Annotated in this window: 18 protein-coding genes; 9 read left to right on the forward strand and 9 right to left on the reverse strand. The window is 60.5% G+C overall.

What is annotated here, in order from left to right; translation table 11 throughout:
- Positions 1-111: 111 nt before the first annotated feature.
- Complete coding sequence (locus tag BPHYT_RS22795) at positions 112-612, forward strand: lysozyme inhibitor LprI family protein (RefSeq protein ID WP_012426477.1); 501 nt, start codon at positions 112-114, stop codon at positions 610-612.
- 45 nt (positions 613-657) lie between these two features.
- On the opposite strand, the gene BPHYT_RS22800 is transcribed toward BPHYT_RS22795, so the two are convergent.
- From BPHYT_RS22800 to BPHYT_RS22825, 6 genes are all read right to left on the reverse strand, one after another.
- Positions 658-1,341: an energy transducer TonB gene (locus BPHYT_RS22800; RefSeq protein ID WP_012426478.1), complete on the reverse strand. Its 684-nt coding sequence runs from the start codon at positions 1,339-1,341 to the stop codon at positions 658-660.
- 4 nt (positions 1,342-1,345) lie between these two features.
- A complete protein-coding gene (locus BPHYT_RS22805; protein ID WP_012426479.1) occupies positions 1,346-1,744 on the reverse strand; it encodes an ExbD/TolR family protein in 399 nt (132 codons plus the stop codon).
- Positions 1,741-2,388 (reverse strand): MotA/TolQ/ExbB proton channel family protein, encoded by a 648-nt coding sequence (locus BPHYT_RS22810; RefSeq protein ID WP_012426480.1) that lies wholly within the window; start codon positions 2,386-2,388, stop codon positions 1,741-1,743. Before BPHYT_RS22810 ends, BPHYT_RS22805 begins: the two co-directional genes overlap by 4 nt.
- A gap of 26 nt (positions 2,389-2,414) precedes the next feature.
- Complete coding sequence (locus tag BPHYT_RS22815; protein WP_012426481.1) at positions 2,415-4,760, reverse strand: TonB-dependent receptor; 2,346 nt, start codon at positions 4,758-4,760, stop codon at positions 2,415-2,417.
- A gap of 561 nt (positions 4,761-5,321) precedes the next feature.
- On the reverse strand, positions 5,322-6,116 hold the full coding sequence (locus tag BPHYT_RS22820; RefSeq protein ID WP_012426482.1) for an alpha/beta hydrolase: 795 nt from the start codon (positions 6,114-6,116) through the stop codon (positions 5,322-5,324).
- 116 nt (positions 6,117-6,232) lie between these two features.
- Positions 6,233-6,583 (reverse strand): DUF4148 domain-containing protein, encoded by a 351-nt coding sequence (locus tag BPHYT_RS22825; protein ID WP_012426483.1) that lies wholly within the window; start codon positions 6,581-6,583, stop codon positions 6,233-6,235.
- A gap of 677 nt (positions 6,584-7,260) precedes the next feature.
- Between BPHYT_RS22825 and BPHYT_RS22830 the strand changes: the two genes are divergently transcribed.
- The 3 genes from BPHYT_RS22830 to BPHYT_RS22840 all read left to right on the forward strand — a co-directional run bounded on the left by BPHYT_RS22830 (position 7,261) and on the right by BPHYT_RS22840 (position 10,060).
- Positions 7,261-8,505, forward strand: coding sequence for a Crp/Fnr family transcriptional regulator (locus tag BPHYT_RS22830; protein WP_012426484.1), 1,245 nt, complete (start codon positions 7,261-7,263; stop codon positions 8,503-8,505).
- A gap of 72 nt (positions 8,506-8,577) precedes the next feature.
- Positions 8,578-9,342: a flagellar motor protein gene (locus tag BPHYT_RS22835; protein ID WP_012426485.1), complete on the forward strand. Its 765-nt coding sequence runs from the start codon at positions 8,578-8,580 to the stop codon at positions 9,340-9,342.
- Between the two features lie 49 nt (positions 9,343-9,391).
- Positions 9,392-10,060: an OmpA family protein gene (locus BPHYT_RS22840; protein ID WP_012426486.1), complete on the forward strand. Its 669-nt coding sequence runs from the start codon at positions 9,392-9,394 to the stop codon at positions 10,058-10,060.
- Between the two features lie 145 nt (positions 10,061-10,205).
- On the opposite strand, the gene BPHYT_RS22845 is transcribed toward BPHYT_RS22840, so the two are convergent.
- Complete coding sequence (locus tag BPHYT_RS22845; RefSeq protein WP_012426487.1) at positions 10,206-10,454, reverse strand: DUF4148 domain-containing protein; 249 nt, start codon at positions 10,452-10,454, stop codon at positions 10,206-10,208.
- A 213-nt stretch (positions 10,455-10,667) separates the two neighbouring features.
- Positions 10,668-11,234 carry a thioredoxin family protein gene (locus BPHYT_RS22850; protein WP_012426488.1) on the reverse strand — a complete coding sequence of 189 codons (567 nt, stop codon included), beginning with the start codon at positions 11,232-11,234 and terminating at the stop codon, positions 10,668-10,670.
- Positions 11,235-11,444: 210 nt separating this feature from the next.
- Here BPHYT_RS22850 and BPHYT_RS22855 point away from each other — a divergent pair, with 210 nt between their 5' ends.
- From BPHYT_RS22855 to BPHYT_RS22865, 4 genes are read left to right on the forward strand one after another with little or no spacing between them, the layout of a single operon-like run.
- On the forward strand, positions 11,445-11,816 hold the full coding sequence (locus tag BPHYT_RS22855) for a GFA family protein (protein ID WP_012426489.1): 372 nt from the start codon (positions 11,445-11,447) through the stop codon (positions 11,814-11,816).
- Positions 11,813-11,935, forward strand: a complete 123-nt coding sequence (locus BPHYT_RS39475) for a hypothetical protein (RefSeq protein ID WP_274378474.1) — start codon at positions 11,813-11,815, stop codon at positions 11,933-11,935. Before BPHYT_RS22855 ends, BPHYT_RS39475 begins: the two co-directional genes overlap by 4 nt.
- Before the next feature lie 7 nt (positions 11,936-11,942).
- On the forward strand, positions 11,943-12,683 hold the full coding sequence (locus BPHYT_RS22860; protein WP_012426490.1) for a response regulator: 741 nt from the start codon (positions 11,943-11,945) through the stop codon (positions 12,681-12,683).
- The gene (locus BPHYT_RS22865) at positions 12,680-14,005 is read left to right on the forward strand and encodes a sensor histidine kinase (RefSeq protein WP_012426491.1); all 1,326 of its coding nucleotides are present in this window, start codon (positions 12,680-12,682) and stop codon (positions 14,003-14,005) included. The genes BPHYT_RS22860 and BPHYT_RS22865 overlap by 4 nt, the downstream gene beginning before the upstream one ends.
- Before the next feature lie 30 nt (positions 14,006-14,035).
- On the opposite strand, the gene BPHYT_RS22870 is transcribed toward BPHYT_RS22865, so the two are convergent.
- Positions 14,036-15,709, reverse strand: coding sequence for an FAD-dependent oxidoreductase (locus tag BPHYT_RS22870; RefSeq protein WP_012426492.1), 1,674 nt, complete (start codon positions 15,707-15,709; stop codon positions 14,036-14,038).
- Between the two features lie 314 nt (positions 15,710-16,023).
- Between BPHYT_RS22870 and BPHYT_RS22875 the strand changes: the two genes are divergently transcribed.
- On the forward strand, positions 16,024-17,940 hold the full coding sequence (locus BPHYT_RS22875) for an SMP-30/gluconolactonase/LRE family protein (protein ID WP_012426493.1): 1,917 nt from the start codon (positions 16,024-16,026) through the stop codon (positions 17,938-17,940).
- Positions 17,941-17,945: the final 5 nt, after the last annotated feature.

Raw genomic sequence — 17,945 nt, forward strand, 5'->3', positions numbered from 1 at the left:
CGGGCGCTAATCTACTGCCACAGCTAGCGCAATCCCTGATTGCCTCGCAGCAGGCCGCGACATAGTCTCGTGACGCCTGAGCCTGGTTACTTCCCTGAACAGAGGCCTGGTATGTCTACCGTGAACACCGTTTTGTCCCGCGTTCTTCAACGTCTCGCGGCGCCGTCCACCATGCTGTCGATCGGCATGCTGCTCGCAGGCGCCATGCTTGCTGTGGACGCGTCCGCGGCAAGCTTCAAGTGCACGAGCAAGTCGTCCGTGTCGGAAAAGATCGTCTGTAAGGAGCCGACGCTGTCAGCGCTCGACGATCGTCTTACCGCCGCGTGGCAACGCGCGAAAGAGGCAACGCTCGATACGGCGGCCCTCGAAGCGGCACGTACGCATCAATGGCTCTGGCGCCAGCACAACTGCACCGATGAGGCTTGCGTGAAGAGTTGGTACGACCGTCGCATTGCCGAACTGGACGCTGACTACGTGCAGGCAAAGCAGGCACGCCGCGAAGCGTTCGACGCGTCGCTGGCCGGACAGAACCTCGCGCCTTCGGCCGCCGATGCAGTTCGCAAGATGAAGGGCGAGGCTGTTGCGAATGCGACGACTGCCAGTGCGCAGTAGTTGCCGGTGGTGAAGGCGCGTCGGTGGACGCGACGCCTGGACGCGCTAGCTCACATTGAAATGCACGCGGACGTCCTGCCTGCTTTCGATCGGATGGCCGCCCTGCAATGCCGGAAAAAAGCGCCATTTGCGTAGGGCTTCGAGGAGAAGCTGGTTGAGGCGTGGATTTTGAGTCGGCTTGAGCAGTTCGACATCGACCGAGCCGTCGACATGAATCACGAAGCGCGCGGTCGCAACGGTTTGATAGGCTTGCTCGCGTAGATCGTCGGGTAATTCGGGTAACGGTTGCGCGATAGAGCGCGCGGCTGTGTCGCCGGGAGGGAGAGTGGGTTGTGATGTGCTTTGTCTTTCCTCTTGGGAGTTAGGTGAACGCGCGGTGGACTCGGTGGACGCGGTGGATTCATTGGGAGCGGGGATTCGAGTTGGCTGAACGTCCGGTGTCGGTTGCCGCGGTGTGCGTGCTTCAGCGGGTCTCGGCGCAACATGCTGACGTGGCTCGACTGGTCGCTGTGGTTTGACCGTGGGCGCCGGTTCGCGATGCACTGGCGCCTGCGGATCGAGTTCCACCACGCGCATCTCCAGCGGCTTATCTGGCGCTGGCTGCGATGTCGTTGCGTCGAGCCAATGTCCGAGCGCGTACAGAAACACGATCCAGACTACGAGCGCGACGACGATCGCCAGTACGATCCGAAGCGTCGGCGAATCATCGATTGAAATGGTCAGACGCATCGCGCTATTTTGGACGCACGGCGATCAGAAACCGCGCCGCGCCGGCTCGGCGTGCGGCGAGCATGGCCTGCACGACTGCGCCGTGGCCCGCAGCGTCGTCGGCGGCAATGACGACATTGGCGTCGGGCTGCAGCAGTCGCTTTATCGTCGGCTCGATCTGATCGGGGCGCACAGGCAGATGGTTCACGAAGATTTCGTTGCGACTGTCGACCGAGATGGTTAGCGGCTCATGCTCGGCCAATTGTTGCGCGCGACCCGCGGGCAACGTCAGCTTGACGGCATCGAGCCGCTGCATGGCGAGCGAAGCGAGCATGAACGTCGCCAGCAGAAAGAACATCACGTCGATCATCGGAATGATTTCGATGCGGCCACGTCTGGCCGCGCGCGAACGTTTGAACTTCACGACTGCGCTCCCGCAACGCTCGTGGCAAGACGTATTTCACCGAGCCGTGCAGTCGCGAACGATTCGAGTTCATCCATCAGGCGCTCAAGCCGACGGGAAAAATAGTTGAACGCGAAGAGTGCGAACAGCGCGACGACGAGACCGATCGCCGTCGCCACCAACGACTGCGCGACGCCGCCGGTGACGCCGGCCGGATCGACGAGCCCCGTGCCGCCGAACAGCTGAAACGAATGCATCATGCCGACGATGGTGCCGAGCAAGCCCAACAGCGGCGCGGCCGTGACGATCGTCTCCAGCACCCAGAAACCCTTGCTCATGTCGCGCTCGATCTGCGAAGCGACCGATTGCGCATTGGCTTCGCGCAGCCACAGCGGAACGGATGCATCGGGCCTCCACGATGTACTCATACGTTTGAATACGTTCTGACGTGGCGCATGATTCAATCCGTTGTCCATGCCGGTGGAAGATGCGGGCATGTGAATTCCGTGCGCGTCGTCGGCGCCCGGCGGCAGACGGCCGAAACGCAAAAACACATAGGCGCGATCGAGGACGATCGCAACCGCCACAACAGCAAGTACCGTGAGCGGATAGATCACCCATCCGCCCACGCGCACCGCCGCCAGAATATTCGTCCAATCTTGCATGACTGACCTCGTGCTGCGTGACAGATTTAGAAATGCTTGGTGATACCGGCGTAGACGGCGAAATGCGGGCCGTATTGCGGCGCGCCCACTCCGATGCCCGAGCCGTCACGCAATTCATAAACGCGGTTGAATGCATTGACGACCAGCAAGCGCGCATCGAACTTACCCACTAGAGGCTGGTTGAAATGCTGGATTACGCCGAGATTGATCTGCGCATAGACGGGCAGGCGATCGGTGTTGGCGAAGCCGCTTCTCAGGCCGCTGCCCACCAGGCCGTCGAAGGTGAATGTCGTTCTGCCGAGGTCATACGTGCCGCCGAATGACGCGGTGATGCGTTGGTCATGATCCAGATACACCCAATGGTCGTTGATGTAGGCAAGTTCGTCCGCTTCGAAATTGAACTGAGCCGAGTCGATTTGTTTGCCTTGCGCGCGGCTGTAGGCGAAGTTCAGATAGGCGGACGCGTTGTCCTGCTTGTAATTCGCGGTGAATTCGAGTCCGTACACGCGTCCGTATTGATAGTTGAACGGCGTGAAGATGAGGGCGGAGCCGAACTGACCTTCGTCGAGCAGGTTAGTGGATTTTTTGTAGTAGGCGTCGATGCCGACCGTCACGTTCGAACCGAGACGCTGTGTGACGCCGAGGTCGAAATAATGACTGCGTTCCGGCTGCACCTGATCGTTCTGACTCGACGGACTCTGGTTAGTGGTGCCGTTGAAGCGGCTGATGGTGGAGCCGGACACCAGTTCGAATGCGGGTGGTGTGAAGTAGCGCGCATAGCCGGCGTGAAAGGTGGTGGTCGGCGTCAGCGCATAGACCAGCCCGATGCGAGGACTCAACTGGCTCGCACTGACGTACTCATCCATCTTGTCATAACGCAGCCCGTAATTGAGCGTGAGCTTGTCGGTGATTTTCCATTCGTCTTGCACGTATGCGCTGTACAGGTAGCCGGTTCTGCTGCTCGAGTCGTGGATATTGAAGGGCTGGTCGGATAGCTGATTGCCCTCGGAGTCGGCTGCGAACACGTCGACGCTGTCGTCGAATACCGCGTGTTCCTGCTGGAAAAAGAGGCCGGCGCGAATCGTATGCTTCTCGTTGAGTCGCCACGTGGTGTCGACTTGCGCACCGTTGGCCGAGTTGCTGTGAAAGTCCTGGGACGCAACGCCGTTGAAAAGCAGGTCGCCCACCGGATCGGGATTGAATTGCGTTCGCGTGTAACGGGTGAATAGCGCGACCTGGTAGTCCAGTGCGCCGCCATTGGTGCCTTGAAGCGCCAGCACCGCAAAATTGTTCAACTCCGATTGCGTCTCGTCCAACTGACTCGAATCGAACGCGTTGTTGCCGTTGAGCGTGAAATTTGTTGGAAGCCCCGGCGTGTTGGGGATTTCGAATTGGTTGCTCGTGGTGCCGAACATCAGGCTCACTCGCGTGAGCGGATTGATGATGTATGACATATAACCGAACGCATCGCCCTGACGGGTGTGGTCATGCAGCGCGCTCGCGCTTGCGGTCGGGTTCTCGATGCCGAGGTTGTTGACGCCAAGTGAGCCGCTGAAGTAGTAGCTGAACGGACCTTGCGTGCCGAACACGTCGGCGCTGGTCTTGAGGGTCTGGTGGCTGCCGCCGAACACGTCGATGGTGCCGCCGTTGCCCGCGTCACCGGTTTTCGTGCGGATGTCCACGACACCGGCCGTGCGGTAGCCGTACTGCGCCGGTAAAGCCCCGGTCAACAGATTGACCTGGTCGATGATGCGCGTGTCGAGCGCTTGCCCAAAGCCGCTGATCGGTTCAGGAATGATGATCCCGTTGATGCGATATTGCAGATTGGCGTGGTCTCCGCGCACGTGAAGTTGTCCGTATGAATCGCTGGCCACGCCGGGCGCTTGCAGCAGCACCTGATTCAGTGGCGTGTCCTGGCCTGCGGGTAGCGCTTCGATATCGGCCTGGCTGAAGCGGTACACGCTGCTGCCGGTCTCGGGCAACAACCCATTACGCGCTCTGTCCAGTCGCTTCGCGTTCACCTGAACGTCGAGTGTGCCGCTCTTTGCAAGACTAACGCTGACGGTGCTTTCCGCGCCGGCGCTCGTGGTGGTGATGCTGTTGCCGCTCGCAAATCCCGGTGCGGTGACGACGATCGCGTAGGTGCCCGGTGTCACGTGCGCGATGGCGAAGCGGCCTTCGGCGTTCGTTTTCGCCTCGGTGACAGCGGCGCCGCTCGCGTTCTGCACGATTACCGTGGCGTTGTTGACGGGTTGGCCGGCGGCGTCTGTGACTGCGCCGGTTACTGAACTTTCGTCAGTCGCGGCGTGGGCGTGGGCGGCCATGGCGAACAGCAGCAAAGCTGCAGAGGAGACGCGCGTGCGGATTGTCATCGTTATGTATTCGAGTGTGTTGGCGACTGGCTGTATGCGTTGTTCTGTCTTGGTCGACGGTTTTTCTGCGGCTGACGTGTGCTGCTGCTGCGATTCGCGGCATGGATATCCTTTCAGCCGCGAAAGTTTTTTCGTGTCTCGTAGAGAATGTTATATCATTACATTCGAGGAAAACAATGACAAGTTGATGGCGCGTTGGTTCTGAGGCGTGGGATGAGATAGCGGGCGCAATTCATGCCTGCGCGGTTGCCCGTTTTGGGCAATTTGCGTAGTGCAGTGCGTCTTATTGGCTGTGGGTTTGCGTGCCGGCTAATGCGGCGGGGGAGGCGGTTTTGATCGCATGTCGAACCCTTTTGTCGATTCGAGCAGGCAGCCGCCGCTCTCGCTGACGACGCGGTTCAGTCAGGTGCGATGACGTTGCCGCCGTGGGTGCTAGAGTTCAACGTGTGGCTCGTTGACGAGCCACGAGCATCGCCACGCTGAGAGCAGCGTGGCGGGCAGAGAGCGATTGCCTTGCTAAATGACGTTCTTCGAATGGCTCGGGATTGTCGGCCCATCAGTTCAGGACCGCACGTGCTTCGCCGCGTCTTCGATGACGGCTGTCACTTCTTTCGGCCGCGATTCATAGACCGAGTGGCTTGCGCCCGGGATCACCGTCGTATGGCTGTGCGCGCGTGCGTAGTACCAGCGTTCGAGATCGGGGTTGATGATCTTGTCGTCGGCCGCCACGATGCCCCAACTCGGCTTGGTCGTCCAGGCGGCAACAGTCATCGGCGCCGAGAAGACTTTCGCGGCCGTCAGGATTTGCGAATGCGATTCGAACTGCGCTTGCTTGAGCGGCAGATCGGCAGCGAAATCCTTCGCGAAATCCGCAGGATTCAGATAAGTGTATCCATCGCCGGTCTTCATGATGGCGTCCGGTTGCTTTGATGTGTAGCTCGGCATGCCTTTCCCAAGGTCGCTTTCGTCTTCGCCGACGGCCGGCGCGTGCGCGGCCACATACACCAGGCCCACCACTTTCGGGTGCACGCCGGCTTCAGTGATGACCGAGCCGCCGTAGCTGTGCGCCACGAGAATCGTCGGACCGTCCTGCTGATCGAGCACGCGTTTCGTTGCAGCGACGTCGTCGTCGAGCGATGTCAGAGGCTCCTGCACGATGGTGACGTGATAACCGTCCTTGGTCAGCCTGTCATAGACCGGCTTCCAGCCGGAGCCGTCTACCCACGCGCCGTGTACGAGAACGATGTTGTGGACGGGCGCGGTTTGCGGTTGAGCGTCTTGCGCCATCGCGGCAGTAGAGGCGAAAAGGGCGGCAGACAACGACAAGGCCGCGGCGGCGAGAGGCAAAACTTTCATGACATACTCCGTTTATAAGTAAGAAATTGTTCTTGAAAAGATGGTTTCAATTAGCTTTATAAAAGTAGGAATCCTGTTGAAATGAAAGGCGAAACAGGATTCCCGATACGTGTCATTCAGCTGCCGAAGAAGACATTGCAGAAACTGACGGGGCCGACGCAACTGGAATCGGTCGACGCGTGCTTGCGCATGCCGGACGAAGAAGTGCCTTTTTGCCCCACGCCTCCGTACGACGGTTGCGTCGTCTGCGGAGCGGTCTGTGCGGCGACCTTTGCTTCGGCTGCCTGAATGGCGGCCGGATAATCAGCGTCGTTGCCAAGCGAAGGGTTGTAGCCAGCCTGTTCGAGGCGTACCAGATCGGCGCGGACCTCAGCACGTGTGACGGGGCCATTAGATTGTGCGAAGCTCACAACAGGGGCGGCCAGCGTGCCGAGAGCGAGAGCGAAACAAACAAGAGCTTTTTTCATGATAAAAATTCCTTGATCTATGCGATGAGTAGACAAATAACGATTGCCTGAAGCGTGCTGGTTCAGCTACCGAAGTACGGGGTGCAGAAGCTTGCGGGACCGACACACTGCTGCGTATTCGTGTGCATATGTTCTTTCGCTGAAGCTTGGGTAGCGAAACCTGCCGAAGCAAGAACGATCAGCGAGAGAATGACGGAAAGTTTGCTTTTCATTTGGATGCCTAACTAGTAAGAGATTGAAGTTGGCTTGCGAATTAAGTGAAGCTAAGTCTTTGCTTATCCACCAACATGACCCGCATGCAATGAGAGCCGCGCGTACATGCCTGTTTCGTCACTACCGTGCAGCGTTTGTCGCTGTCTTGTAGGGGCGAACACATCGGGTTTCCTCTTATTCCAAATTTTTTTCGTGATTGTGAAGAAAAACTCTAATCTTACAATTACCTGAACGTTTGGCGTGCGGAAGACGGGTGCTCCCGCCGTCTAACGAAAAAGCTGTTCACGCGCAAAGCCTTATCCAGTCTGGCTCCCAAACGCTTGCGCGGTTAAGTCTGACGATTACGTTTATTAAAGATTTGCGTTTTGCATGTCGTTATCCAGTCAAATAATCTGGACCATCGGACATACGCAAGCCTTTGACGGCAAGCGCTGACGAGGAAATCGCTCTTCGGGGGAATCATCTTGAATCACCAACGATCGCCATGGTCGCGTACAGCGGCTCCGGGCGAAGTCATCTATTCCGAGGGCTTTGCGGGCGACGCCGTCGTCTACGTCATTGCGGATGGCAAAGTCGAAATCTCCACCCAGTGTGACGAGAAGAAGGTGATTCTCGCCACACTGGGTAAAGGGGAGTTTTTTGGCGAGGCGGCGTTGCTGCCGCCCGAACCACGAGCGCACACCGCGAAGGCACTGAGCTTCTGCCAGTTGACCGTCATCGCGGCGAAGGTGGTGGAGGAGGAACTCGAACGTGTCTCGCCGTTGCTTCGCCATATCGTACGCACGCTGATACGGCGCGTGAAAAAGAAGGACGATGTTCTTGCCACGAATACGCACGCGGACTTTCTGCCGGGTGTCGTGTCCTACGCGCACGTCCTTTCATTGATGGCGGGCGGCGAGAATGCCGACAGGCTCGACGGCCGCATGCGCCGCGCGCAAGGGGAGGAGTTCTCTGTGCCTCTGCCTGACGTAATCAGGAAGTGCCATGCCATCGCCGGCCATTCGCGTCCGCACGTGATGGCCATGCTCAAACGAATGGAGAAGCTCAATCTCGTCTCGCTCGAACCCGGCCGGACCGACCGTCCGAGCACGGCCTCAGCGCGCTATTCCGCGCAGGACGGCGCAACGAGCCGGCAACTAGTCACGTTCGATCCCGTGCGAATCACCGAGCGTGCGCAACAGGTAGCGGATCACGATCTCGATCTCTCGATCAGCAGCGAACTGGAATTGATCGAGCTGGACGACCTGGAAGCTTTGATCGGCGTCGAGAAGAAGGTGATTCTCAACAAGCTGTCTCACTCGGAAATCGCGGAAGACCTTTTTGCGTTTCGCAAGACCAAGGTGTTGAATTACGTCGAGGAAAAAGGTATCAGCTATTTCTCGCGCCGCAATACCCGGGGTTTGACCGAGCTGAAGTCGCTCGACGATCTGGAGTTCGTCGACCAGCGAACCTTGTTCGAAGCGGTGAGCGCGTTCGACACATACGACCTCGCGAAACTGCTGTCCGCCGTGACGGGCCAGCCGATCGCCGAGCGGCTGCTCTCGGTGATGACCGAGGCGAGAAAGAAAGAAGTCTCGTGGGTCATGCGTCGGGAGATCAAGATCGATCCACTTGAAATCGCCGAGATCGAAGAGCGCTTTCTAGAGATCGTGCGAACAATCAAAGCTCCGGCGGCTGCGGCTGCGCCGCTTTCCAATCTTGACGCCTGACGCGCAACACGCAAACGGCAGGCCGCGTCGGCTTCGAAGTTCGAAGTCGCGGCCGGCCATTCGAGAGGACATATGGATCTGTTGACGCTATTTGGTGCGGTGTTCGGCGTGACGGCGATCGTCGCGGGTTTCTCGCTCGAGGGCGGGCACTTTACTTCGCTGTTTCAGTTGGAGGCATTCGTCATCGTTCTGGGCGGCACTTTTGGCGCCGTGATGATTCAGAACACATGGGCAAGGTTTTTCGACGGCATCAAGCAACTGCGCCTTGCTTTCGTGAAGGCGCGGCAGGTCGATCGCGAGAGCCTGTCCGTTTTGCTCGAGTGGGGCGATCAGGCCAAGCTGAACGGCATGCTGGTGTTCGAGTCAATCGAGGCGGGCGGCATCAATCCGTTTGCCAAACGAGGTTTGGAGTTGCTGGCAAACGGCGTGTCGACGGCCGTGCTGGAAGACGCTTTGCAGCGAGAGCTGGATGCGTATGAGCGCAATCACATGTTGGCCGCGCGGATCTGGCAACAGGCCGGCGGCTACGCACCCACGTTCGGGATTCTCGGTGCGGTACTCGGTCTGATTCAGGTGACCGGCCATATGCTCGAACCCGCGCAACTCGGGCAAGGTATCGCGGTGGCTTTCGTCGCGACGCTATACGGCCTCGCATTGGCTAATCTGGTCTTTCTGCCGTTGTATGGAAAGATCAGGGCGCAGGTGGACAGCGAATTGCGCTTCAGGCGTTTATATCTTGACGGCTTGCTCGCGATCTCGCGTAAAGAGTCGCCTCACACCATCGAAACGCGGCTCGCGGGTGATGTGCGGGAAAGATCGGCCGAGTTGCTGGGCTAGTGTGCTTTGACGGCAATCATACGTAATTTCGGGCGCAAACTTTTCGGATATGAACACCTTATCGGGTAACAAACGCCTCACGGCGGACAAGACCGGCTACGACGCCGCAGACGAAGGCGAGGAAGAGTCCGGGCGCTGGCTGATCTCCTACTCCGACCTCATCACCACGCTGATGGTGTTGTTCCTTGCGCTCTATGTGCTGCAGTTGGCCAAAACGAGAGAACTCGAAATCAAGGCGCTGGAGCGTCACGTGGTGACAGAGGCGGCGCCCGCTACGCCGGATGCCTCGAAGAAGCAGCTGCTTTCTCTGCTGGCGCCGCTTCGAGACAATCGCCAGATTACGATTTCGAACGCGGCGCAAGGCGTGGAAATCGCCATCAATGCAAAAATTCTGTTCAATTCGGGCGACGCGCGTTTGTTGCCGGAATCATCCGACGTGTTGAATCAGATTGCCGGTGTACTGCGCGAGCGATCGAAGAACAACATTCTCGTCGAAGGTCACACAGACAATGTGCCTATTTCAACGGCGAAATACGAATCTAACTGGGAGCTGTCTTCCGCGCGGGCTGGCGCGGTGGTTCGCTTTTTCGCGGACAAAGGCATCGAAGCGCACCGAATGGCCGCGATCGGCCGGGCGGACAATTTCCCCTTGATCATCGGCGACGACGCGGCGGCGCGCGCCGCGAATCGTCGCGTGACGATTCTCGTCGAGTACTGAATTTGCGCGGGTGGAGCGAGGCGCTGTCGAGGTCCCTTATACCGTCAACGCTCCGCCTGTAGCGGGCTCGTTCGCGCACTCGAACTCGACGCCCCGAGCCGTCGGCGCACTCCGCGTGACGCCGACATCAACGCCAAACAGTCCCTCAGCTCCCCATATAAATCGAACGATTCAGATTGACGAGCTGACCATCCTTCTCGGCTTGCACGAGTTCCTGGCGAACCTGTGCACGCGTTTTCTGTGCGGCACTTGCCGTGCTCGCGGACCATTGCGGCTGCGCCTGTGCGATCTGCGAAGAATCGACGCTAGCAGTCGAGGGCGCCGGAACCGCAGCGTGAGCAACATTTCCGATCACGCAGGCAGCAAAGGTCAAAGCAATCATGGAAAATTTCATATCGTTCTCCTTGAACGGTTGGATAAGAGACGTCCGCGGATCTCAAGGCATGAGCAGAGGTCGCCCAGGACTTGCTGCGATGCGATTCTTGTCAGAGAAGCGGCGTTGATGTATTGAACCGCGCGTGCGTATCTGGCTTGTGTCGGGAAAGCGGCGAATTGCAAAGTCGTGTATCACCGCAATCCCCGAATACATTCCGATACGAACGCGCGGCTATCCTTGTTGCGCGAGCAGGGCTTGAATCTTCGCTTCCGTCTTCGCATAGTCGCCTTCGCCGAAATGCGTGTAGACAATGCGCCCTTGCTTGTCGAGCAGATAAAAAGCCGGCCAGTACTGATTGTTGTACGCGTTCCAGGTGGCATAGCGATTGTCCTGCGCGACCGGATAAGTGATGCCGAAGCGCTTGATGGCGGTCTTCACGTTGTCGGTATCGCGCTCGAACGGATACTCGGGCGTATGCACACCGATCACCGTCAGCCCCTGGTCCTTGTATTTCTGATTCCAGCTTTTCACGTAAGGCAGCGTGTTGATGCAGTTGCCGCAGGTGTAAGTCCAGAAATCGACCAGCACCACTTTGCCGCGCAGTTGCTGCAAGGTGAGCGGATCGCTGTTGAGCCATTGCGAAATGCCGGTGAAATCGGGAGCCGCCGCGTTGGTCCCGAGCGCGGGCACACTCGCGCCCGGTTCGGGCGACCCCGCGAAGGCGGCAATGCCGCTCGCGGCTGCGGCGGCGATCACGGTTGCGACGGCAAGCGTTTTGATCTTGGTTGCGGAGAGCATGTCAGGGTCCTTTCAGGAAGAGGCTAAAAACGGCAATTCGCGTACCGGCCGCGAATGACTGTATTGAAGCGTCCGCAGGTATCTGGCATGTGTCGCCAAAGCCGCGTGGGTGCAATGTTGTGTATCTGTACGAGGTCCAGATACACTGCGACACAATTCCCCGTGCGGGCCAGGCTATAAAGCAGGCATTGCCAAAACACGGAGAGCACCATGAGCGCCGACTTGCTGCACGGATCCTGCCATTGCGGGGCCGTCAAATTCGAAGTACGTAGCCCGATCACCCCGGCCGGCCGCTGCAACTGCAGCCTGTGCCGCCGCAAGGGCGCATTGATGACGCCGCTGTTCCCGGCAAGCCAGTTGAAGATTCTGAGCGGCGAAGATTCGTTGACGCTCTACCAGTTCAACACGCGTGTGGCCCGGCACTATTTCTGCAAGCATTGCGGCATCTATCCGTTTCATCAGACGCGTAAAGACCCGCAGTCGTGGCGAGTCAACATCGGTTGCCTGGAAGGCGTCGATCCGTATAGTCTGGAAGCGGGAGTCGCGGACGGCGCGAGCCTCTCCGTGCTGGAGGACGCATGAAACGCCTGCTGGCTATCGTCGTCTTCCTGACCGGGGGCCTTGCCGCCGAACTGGCGCATCCGGTGCAGTGCTCATTGATGGTTGCAAGCCGAGTGCAGTTGAAACGCCAAAAGAGATGACGCCTTGATGGAAACCATCGATCACGTACTGATTGTCGACGACGACCGCGGCATCCGCGAATTGCTGGCCGGTTATCTCGAGAAGAACGGCATGCGCGTGTCGCTCGCGGCGAACGGGCGCCAGATGCGCGCGGCGCTGGAGCAGGGCGCGCCCGATCTGATCGTGCTGGATCTGATGATGCCCGGCGAGGACGGTCTGGTGCTGTGCCGCGAACTGCGCGCCGGCAAATTCCGCGCAGTGCCGGTATTGATGCTGACGGCCCGCAACGAAGAGGCGGACCGTATCGTCGGACTGGAAATGGGCGCGGACGACTACCTGCCCAAGCCCTTTGCCGTGCGCGAGTTGCTCGCGCGCATTCGCGCCGTGCTGCGGCGCGCGCGCATGCTGCCGCCCGGCATGCAGGTGACCGAATCGGCGCCGATGCTGGCCTTCGGCGACTGGCGCCTCGACACCACCGCGCGTCATCTGCTGGACGCCGAAGGCACCATGGTCGCGCTGAGCGGCGCCGAGTACCGCTTGCTGCGCGTATTTCTCGATCATCCGCAGCGGGTGCTGACGCGCGATCAACTGCTCAATCTCACGCAGGGCCGCCAGGCCGATCAGTTCGACCGTTCTATCGATCTGATGGTGAGCCGTCTGCGTCAACGTTTGCGCGATGTCGCGCGCGAGCCCCGTTACATCAAGACGCTGCGCAGTGAGGGTTACGTGTTTTCCGCGGCGGTGACGGCCATTGGGGACCCGCAATGAAGCGCTGGTCCTGGCTGCACTGGCCGCGCACGCTGTTCGCGCGGCTCGCGCTGATTCTGTTCGTCGGCCTCGCACTGGCGCAGACCTTGTCGTTCTGGCTCACGCTGACCGAGCGCGACCAAACCATGACTAACGTGATGATGGGTTACATCGAGCGGGAAGTGAGCAGTTCGGTGGCGCTGCTCGATCATCTGCCGCCGGACGAACGCGCGCAGTGGTTGCCGCGGCTCGCGCGGCGCAGCTATGAGTTCATCCTGGGGCCTGGCATTGCCGGCAACCCGATCGATGCGCATCTGTCCGAGCGAGTGGCGCAATCCATCGCGGATGGCATCGGCAAGCACTATCCGCTGACGGTGAATGGCGTTCCCGGCGACAAAGAACGCTTGCAAGTGCATCTGCAATTGAGCGACGGCACACCGCTGACCATCGATATGAGGCCCATGTCGGGCGCGCCGCTCTCGCGCTGGCTGCCTCTCGTGCTGGCGTTGCAACTGGCGGTGCTGGTGGCGTGCTGCTGGCTGGCGGTGCGGCTCGCCACGCGGCCGTTGCATCAGCTGGCGCTCGCCGCGGATACGCTCGGTCCGGACCTGAAGGCGGCGCGCTTGCCGGAGGACGGGCCGTCGGAAGTGTCGCGCGCCGCGCGCGCCTTCAACGCGATGCAGGATCGCATTGCCACGTATATGACCGAACGCATGCAGATTCTGGCGGCGATTTCGCACGATCTGCAAACGCCGATCACGCGCATGCGCCTGCGCGTCGACGTGATGGACGACGACACCCAGGGCGCGAAGCTGCGCCAGGATCTGCAGGAAATGGAAAGCCTGGTGAAGGAGGGCGTGACGTACGCGCGCACGCTGCACGGCGCGACCGAAGTCCCCTGCCGTGTCGATCCTGACGCGTTGCTCGACAGCCTCGTCTGCGATTATGTGGACGCCGGCCAGGCGGTCAGCCTGGAAGGGCGGCTAGGCGATTCGCTGGTGACGCGTCCGCAGGCCTTGCGCCGCATACTCGGCAACCTGGTGGACAACGCGCTGAAGTTCAGCGGCGCGGCCGAGATCACGGCGGCTACTTTGCCCAACGGAGAGACGGCGATCGCCGTGCTCGACCGTGGCCCCGGCATACCGGCGGAGTCGCTGGAAGCAGTGTTCGAGCCGTTCTACCGGCTCGAAGCGTCACGCAATCGCGATACGGGCGGCACGGGGCTTGGCCTTGCCATCGCGCGGCAACTGGCCATGGCGATGGACGCGACGCTCACGCTGCACAACCGTTCCGGCGGCGGTCTGGAAGCCCGCTTGACGTTGAGGAATCTGCGCAAGGCATAGCGGCAGTCGCGAACCACCAGGCGCGCGGCCTCAGCGGTTGAGCGCCAGATACTGATGCAGCGACTGAATCGCGGCCGCTCCTTCGCCGACGGCGGCGGCGACCCGCTTGACCGAACCGCTGCGCACGTCGCCCACCGCGAAGATGCCCTGCCGGCTCGTCTCCAGATAATGCGGCGGGCGGTCCGACGACCACTGCGGCATCGCATCGGGACCTGTGAGCACGAAGCCATGTTTGTCGAGTGCGACGCAATCGCCGAGCCAGCCGGTACTCGGCTGTGCGCCGAGAAACAGGAACACATGGCGGATCGGTTTTTCCTCGATGTGGCCTTGACTGTCCCACTTGATCGATTCGAGTTGTGTCTCGCCGTTCAGTTCGACGATTTGCGTGCGCACATGAACGCTGATATTCGCCGCTGCTTCGATGCGTCGGATCAGATAGTTCGACATGCTTGCGCTGAGTCCGTCGCCGCGAATCACGATATGCACGTGACGCGCGAATCCCGACAGGAACACCGCGGCCTGCCCAGCTGAATTTCCCCCGCCGACGATGATCAATTCCTGGTTGTTGCAGAACGCGGCTTCCATATAGGTCGCGCTGTAATAGATGCCGCTTCCCTCGAACTCTTCGAGACGCGGCAGCTGCGGTTTTCGATAGCGCGCGCCGGTCGCGATGACGACCGCGTTGGCATACACGTGCTCGTCATAATTGAGGCGCAGGTGAAAGGGGGGCGCGTTTTCACATTCGATGCCAAGCACTTCGATCGGCACGCCGACTTCCGCGCCGAATTTTCGGCATTGAGACAGTCCGCGTCCGGCGAGCGCTTGCCCCGAGATACCGGTTGGGAATCCAAAGTAATTCTCGATCTTCGAGCTGGTGCCGGCCTGGCCGCCCGGCGCCTTGGTATCGACCACCGCGACCCGCAGCCCTTCAGACGCCGCGTACACGGCGGCCGCGAGGCCTCCCGGTCCCGCGCCGACCACGACCACGTCGAACCGTTCGCCGTTCAGCCGGTCGGGGCTCAGGCCGATCGCATCGGCCACCGCGCGGTTGGTCGGCTGCTTGAGCACGTTGCCTTGCAGGGTGACGATCACCGGTATGTCGGCTTCGGTCGCGTCGTAACGTTCGAGCAGGCCCTTGGCTTCCTCGTGCTCGACGATATCGAAGTAGGCGAACGGCTGCGCGTTGCGGCTCAGGAAATGCCGCAGCACCAGCGTGCTCCACGAAGCCGAACTGCCGATCACCAGAGTGCCGCCGTGCTGATCCTGAATGAACGCGACGCGCCGCAGGATGTAGGCGCGCATGATCGTTTCGCTCAGTTCCGCTTCCGCGACGACGAGTGCCCGCAGCGATTCCTCGTCGATCACGATCACTTCGCAATCGCTGGTGGCGCGTGCCGTCGCGACCGCGCCGCGGCCCGCGAGCGTTCCCACTTCGCCGGTGAAACTGCCGGGGCCGTGCGTGCCGAGAACGTGGTGCTTGTCTCCGGCGCCTCGCGACGCCTCGATCGTGCCGGAGACGATAGTGAACATGGGAATGTGCCGGTCGCCTTCAGTGAACAGAACGTCGCCCGCTTTCAGCCGCCGGCGTTCGCCATATCGTTCGAGCACGGCAAACTGCTTTTCATTGAGTCTCGGGAAAATCTGATGATGACGGCTGCCGCCCGCCACCAGGTCTTCGGGTCTGCTTGACGATTTATTGCCCATGGAGCGTTCCGAATGGAGCGTGCATATTGCGCGCTGGGGTGAACTCGCGGCCGGATACGGCACGGCGCGATCGATCTAATTGATCGGAAAAGACGGCGGACCGTCCTGTCCGCAGAGATTGTGCGCCTGAGGTTAGCGGTCGGTAAAGTGCGAAAAACAGGGGTGTTCCGCTTGCTAGCGGGAGGCTCATTTTCGTTTTACATGCACGCTGCATGGTTTAATCACTGTACCTTAACTATCTTCATACCAATCACCAACATTTCATATCTGGCGAGGTACATTGTCGAGGAACGACTGTTCGGGGAGCATCATTCATGGTCGAGCACCGCCTCCGTGCCGCGCTGCTATGCGCGGCGATCGCCATGTTCGCGCAGACGTGTTATGCGCAATACACCACCGACTGGCTGGGCAATACGTTCGGCACGCTTGCCGCGCACGTGGGCAATACCGCGCGCTCGCTGTGGGTCGCGCCCGAAGGCGTGATCTACACGGCTTCGTTGTGGGACGAGAACGAGGGCGGTGTCGCGATCTATCAGAACGGCCAGAGCCTCGGCTCGATCGGCACGCACGCTGACTTCCAGGGCAGCGCCATTACCGGCAATGCCACGTCGATCTTCGCAGCGCTTCAATACAACAGGTCGTTCGGCAGCGGTTCGGTGGGACGCTACAACCGGGTCACGCAAACGCGCGACCTGATTATCCCCGTCAGCGTGTGGACCTCGATACCGCATGCCGACGTCATCACCGGACTCGCGACCGCGGGCTCATTGCTTTATGCAAGCGACTTCTTCGGCAATCGCGTGCGCGTCTTTACGACCGACGGCGTCTGGCAGCAGGACATCAAGATATCGAGCCCCGGCGCGCTCACGCTGGATAGCGCCGGCAACCTCTGGGTCGCGCAGCAGAGCGCGGCTACGATCGTCGAGTTCAGTCCGGCCGGCGCGCTGCTGAATACGATTCAGATGCCGGCAGCGTCGCGGCCTTCCGCGCTGTATTTCGACGCCGCGTCCGGGCAACTCATGGTCGGCGACCAGGGGCCGGACATGAACATCAAGCGCTACACGATCGCGGGCACGCCGACGCTCGCCGGCACGTTCGGTATTCAGGGCGGTTATCTCGACGCCACCAGCGGCATCAAAGGGCAGGTGGGCGACAAGCGCTTCACTCGCGTGGTCGGCGTGGGCAAGGACGCTGCCGGCAATCTGTACGTGCTCAACAATCCGTGGGGCGGTGGCTGGGATCTCGGCCGCAACGGCGCTACCGACCTTCACGCGTACGACAGCGCCGGCAACCTCGAATGGAAGCTACAGTCGCTCAACTTCGAGGCGATCGCCGCCCCGGATCCGTCGACGGACGCCGCCTACTTCTACAGCGGCATGCAGATCTACACCGGCACGGCGGGCGGCACCTTCGTCGCGAACACGGTCGATCCGTTTACGTATCCATCCGATCCGCGCCTGAACATGAACGACACGCAGCGTGGCCAGCACTTCGGCCAGCTCGTCACGGTCGGCGGCAACCGGATTCTGGTGGCGTCCGGGCAGAACCCGGGCATCTTCAACTTCTTTCATTTCAATCCGGCGAGCGGTTACATCGCGATACCGGACGCGTCGATTCCGGGGGCGGCGTTCAATACGAACGTGCAGGTCACGGGCGGCTTCTGCATCGATAGTCGCGGCGACGTGTGGGCCGGTCTGGACCGGACCAATCACATTTATCACTATCCGCTCACCGGCTTTGACGGCAACGGCAAACCGTCATGGGGCCCGGCGGTCACGATCTCCATACCGCAGAGCATCCGGCCGCTCACGCGCATTCTCTACCTCGCGGAGAGCGACACCATGATCCTCGCGCAAGGCATCGCCGGAAGCTGGGACTGGACCGCCATGCAGTCGCGCATCGAGGTCTATCACGGCTGGAGTGCCGGCAACACCACGCGGCCCGATCCGGTGATCACGCTCACCAGCGCCAATCCCAAGTCGATCACGGCGGCGGGCAATTATCTGTTCGTCGGCTACGTGCACACGGTGCCCAATATCGACGCCTTCGATCTCACTACGGGCCAGCTCGTTACTACGCTGACCAATTCCAGTCCGGGCACCGTGGATGTCGGCAACGACGTCGATTCGATGTACGGCCTGCGCGCGTATCTGAGGGCGGCGGGCGAGTACGTGATCACGAAAGACAACTACAACGGGTCGAGCATCGTGGTGTATCGCTGGACGCCGTGACGGCC

Source organism: Paraburkholderia phytofirmans PsJN (genome assembly GCF_000020125.1).
Taxonomy (GTDB): Bacteria; Pseudomonadota; Gammaproteobacteria; order Burkholderiales; family Burkholderiaceae; genus Paraburkholderia; species Paraburkholderia phytofirmans.

Bases quoted from the DNA above. Each gene is read 5' to 3' on its own strand.
- BPHYT_RS22795 (WP_012426477.1), top strand. From the start codon at position 112: ATGTCTACCGTGAACACCGTTTTGTCCCGCGTTCTTCAACGTCTCGCG.
- BPHYT_RS22800 (WP_012426478.1), bottom strand. From the start codon at position 1,341: ATGCGTCTGACCATTTCAATCGATGATTCGCCGACGCTTCGGATCGTA.
- BPHYT_RS22810 (WP_012426480.1), bottom strand. From the start codon at position 2,388: ATGCAAGATTGGACGAATATTCTGGCGGCGGTGCGCGTGGGCGGATGG.
- BPHYT_RS22815 (WP_012426481.1), bottom strand. From the start codon at position 4,760: ATGACAATCCGCACGCGCGTCTCCTCTGCAGCTTTGCTGCTGTTCGCC.
- BPHYT_RS22820 (WP_012426482.1), bottom strand. From the start codon at position 6,116: ATGAAAGTTTTGCCTCTCGCCGCCGCGGCCTTGTCGTTGTCTGCCGCC.
- BPHYT_RS22825 (WP_012426483.1), bottom strand. From the start codon at position 6,583: ATGAAAAAAGCTCTTGTTTGTTTCGCTCTCGCTCTCGGCACGCTGGCC.
- BPHYT_RS22835 (WP_012426485.1), top strand. From the start codon at position 8,578: ATGGATCTGTTGACGCTATTTGGTGCGGTGTTCGGCGTGACGGCGATC.
- BPHYT_RS22840 (WP_012426486.1), top strand. From the start codon at position 9,392: ATGAACACCTTATCGGGTAACAAACGCCTCACGGCGGACAAGACCGGC.
- BPHYT_RS22845 (WP_012426487.1), bottom strand. From the start codon at position 10,454: ATGAAATTTTCCATGATTGCTTTGACCTTTGCTGCCTGCGTGATCGGA.
- BPHYT_RS22850 (WP_012426488.1), bottom strand. From the start codon at position 11,234: ATGCTCTCCGCAACCAAGATCAAAACGCTTGCCGTCGCAACCGTGATC.
- BPHYT_RS22855 (WP_012426489.1), top strand. From the start codon at position 11,445: ATGAGCGCCGACTTGCTGCACGGATCCTGCCATTGCGGGGCCGTCAAA.
- BPHYT_RS39475 (WP_274378474.1), top strand. From the start codon at position 11,813: ATGAAACGCCTGCTGGCTATCGTCGTCTTCCTGACCGGGGGCCTTGCC.
- BPHYT_RS22860 (WP_012426490.1), top strand. From the start codon at position 11,943: ATGGAAACCATCGATCACGTACTGATTGTCGACGACGACCGCGGCATC.
- BPHYT_RS22865 (WP_012426491.1), top strand. From the start codon at position 12,680: ATGAAGCGCTGGTCCTGGCTGCACTGGCCGCGCACGCTGTTCGCGCGG.
- BPHYT_RS22870 (WP_012426492.1), bottom strand. From the start codon at position 15,709: ATGGGCAATAAATCGTCAAGCAGACCCGAAGACCTGGTGGCGGGCGGC.
- BPHYT_RS22875 (WP_012426493.1), top strand. From the start codon at position 16,024: ATGGTCGAGCACCGCCTCCGTGCCGCGCTGCTATGCGCGGCGATCGCC.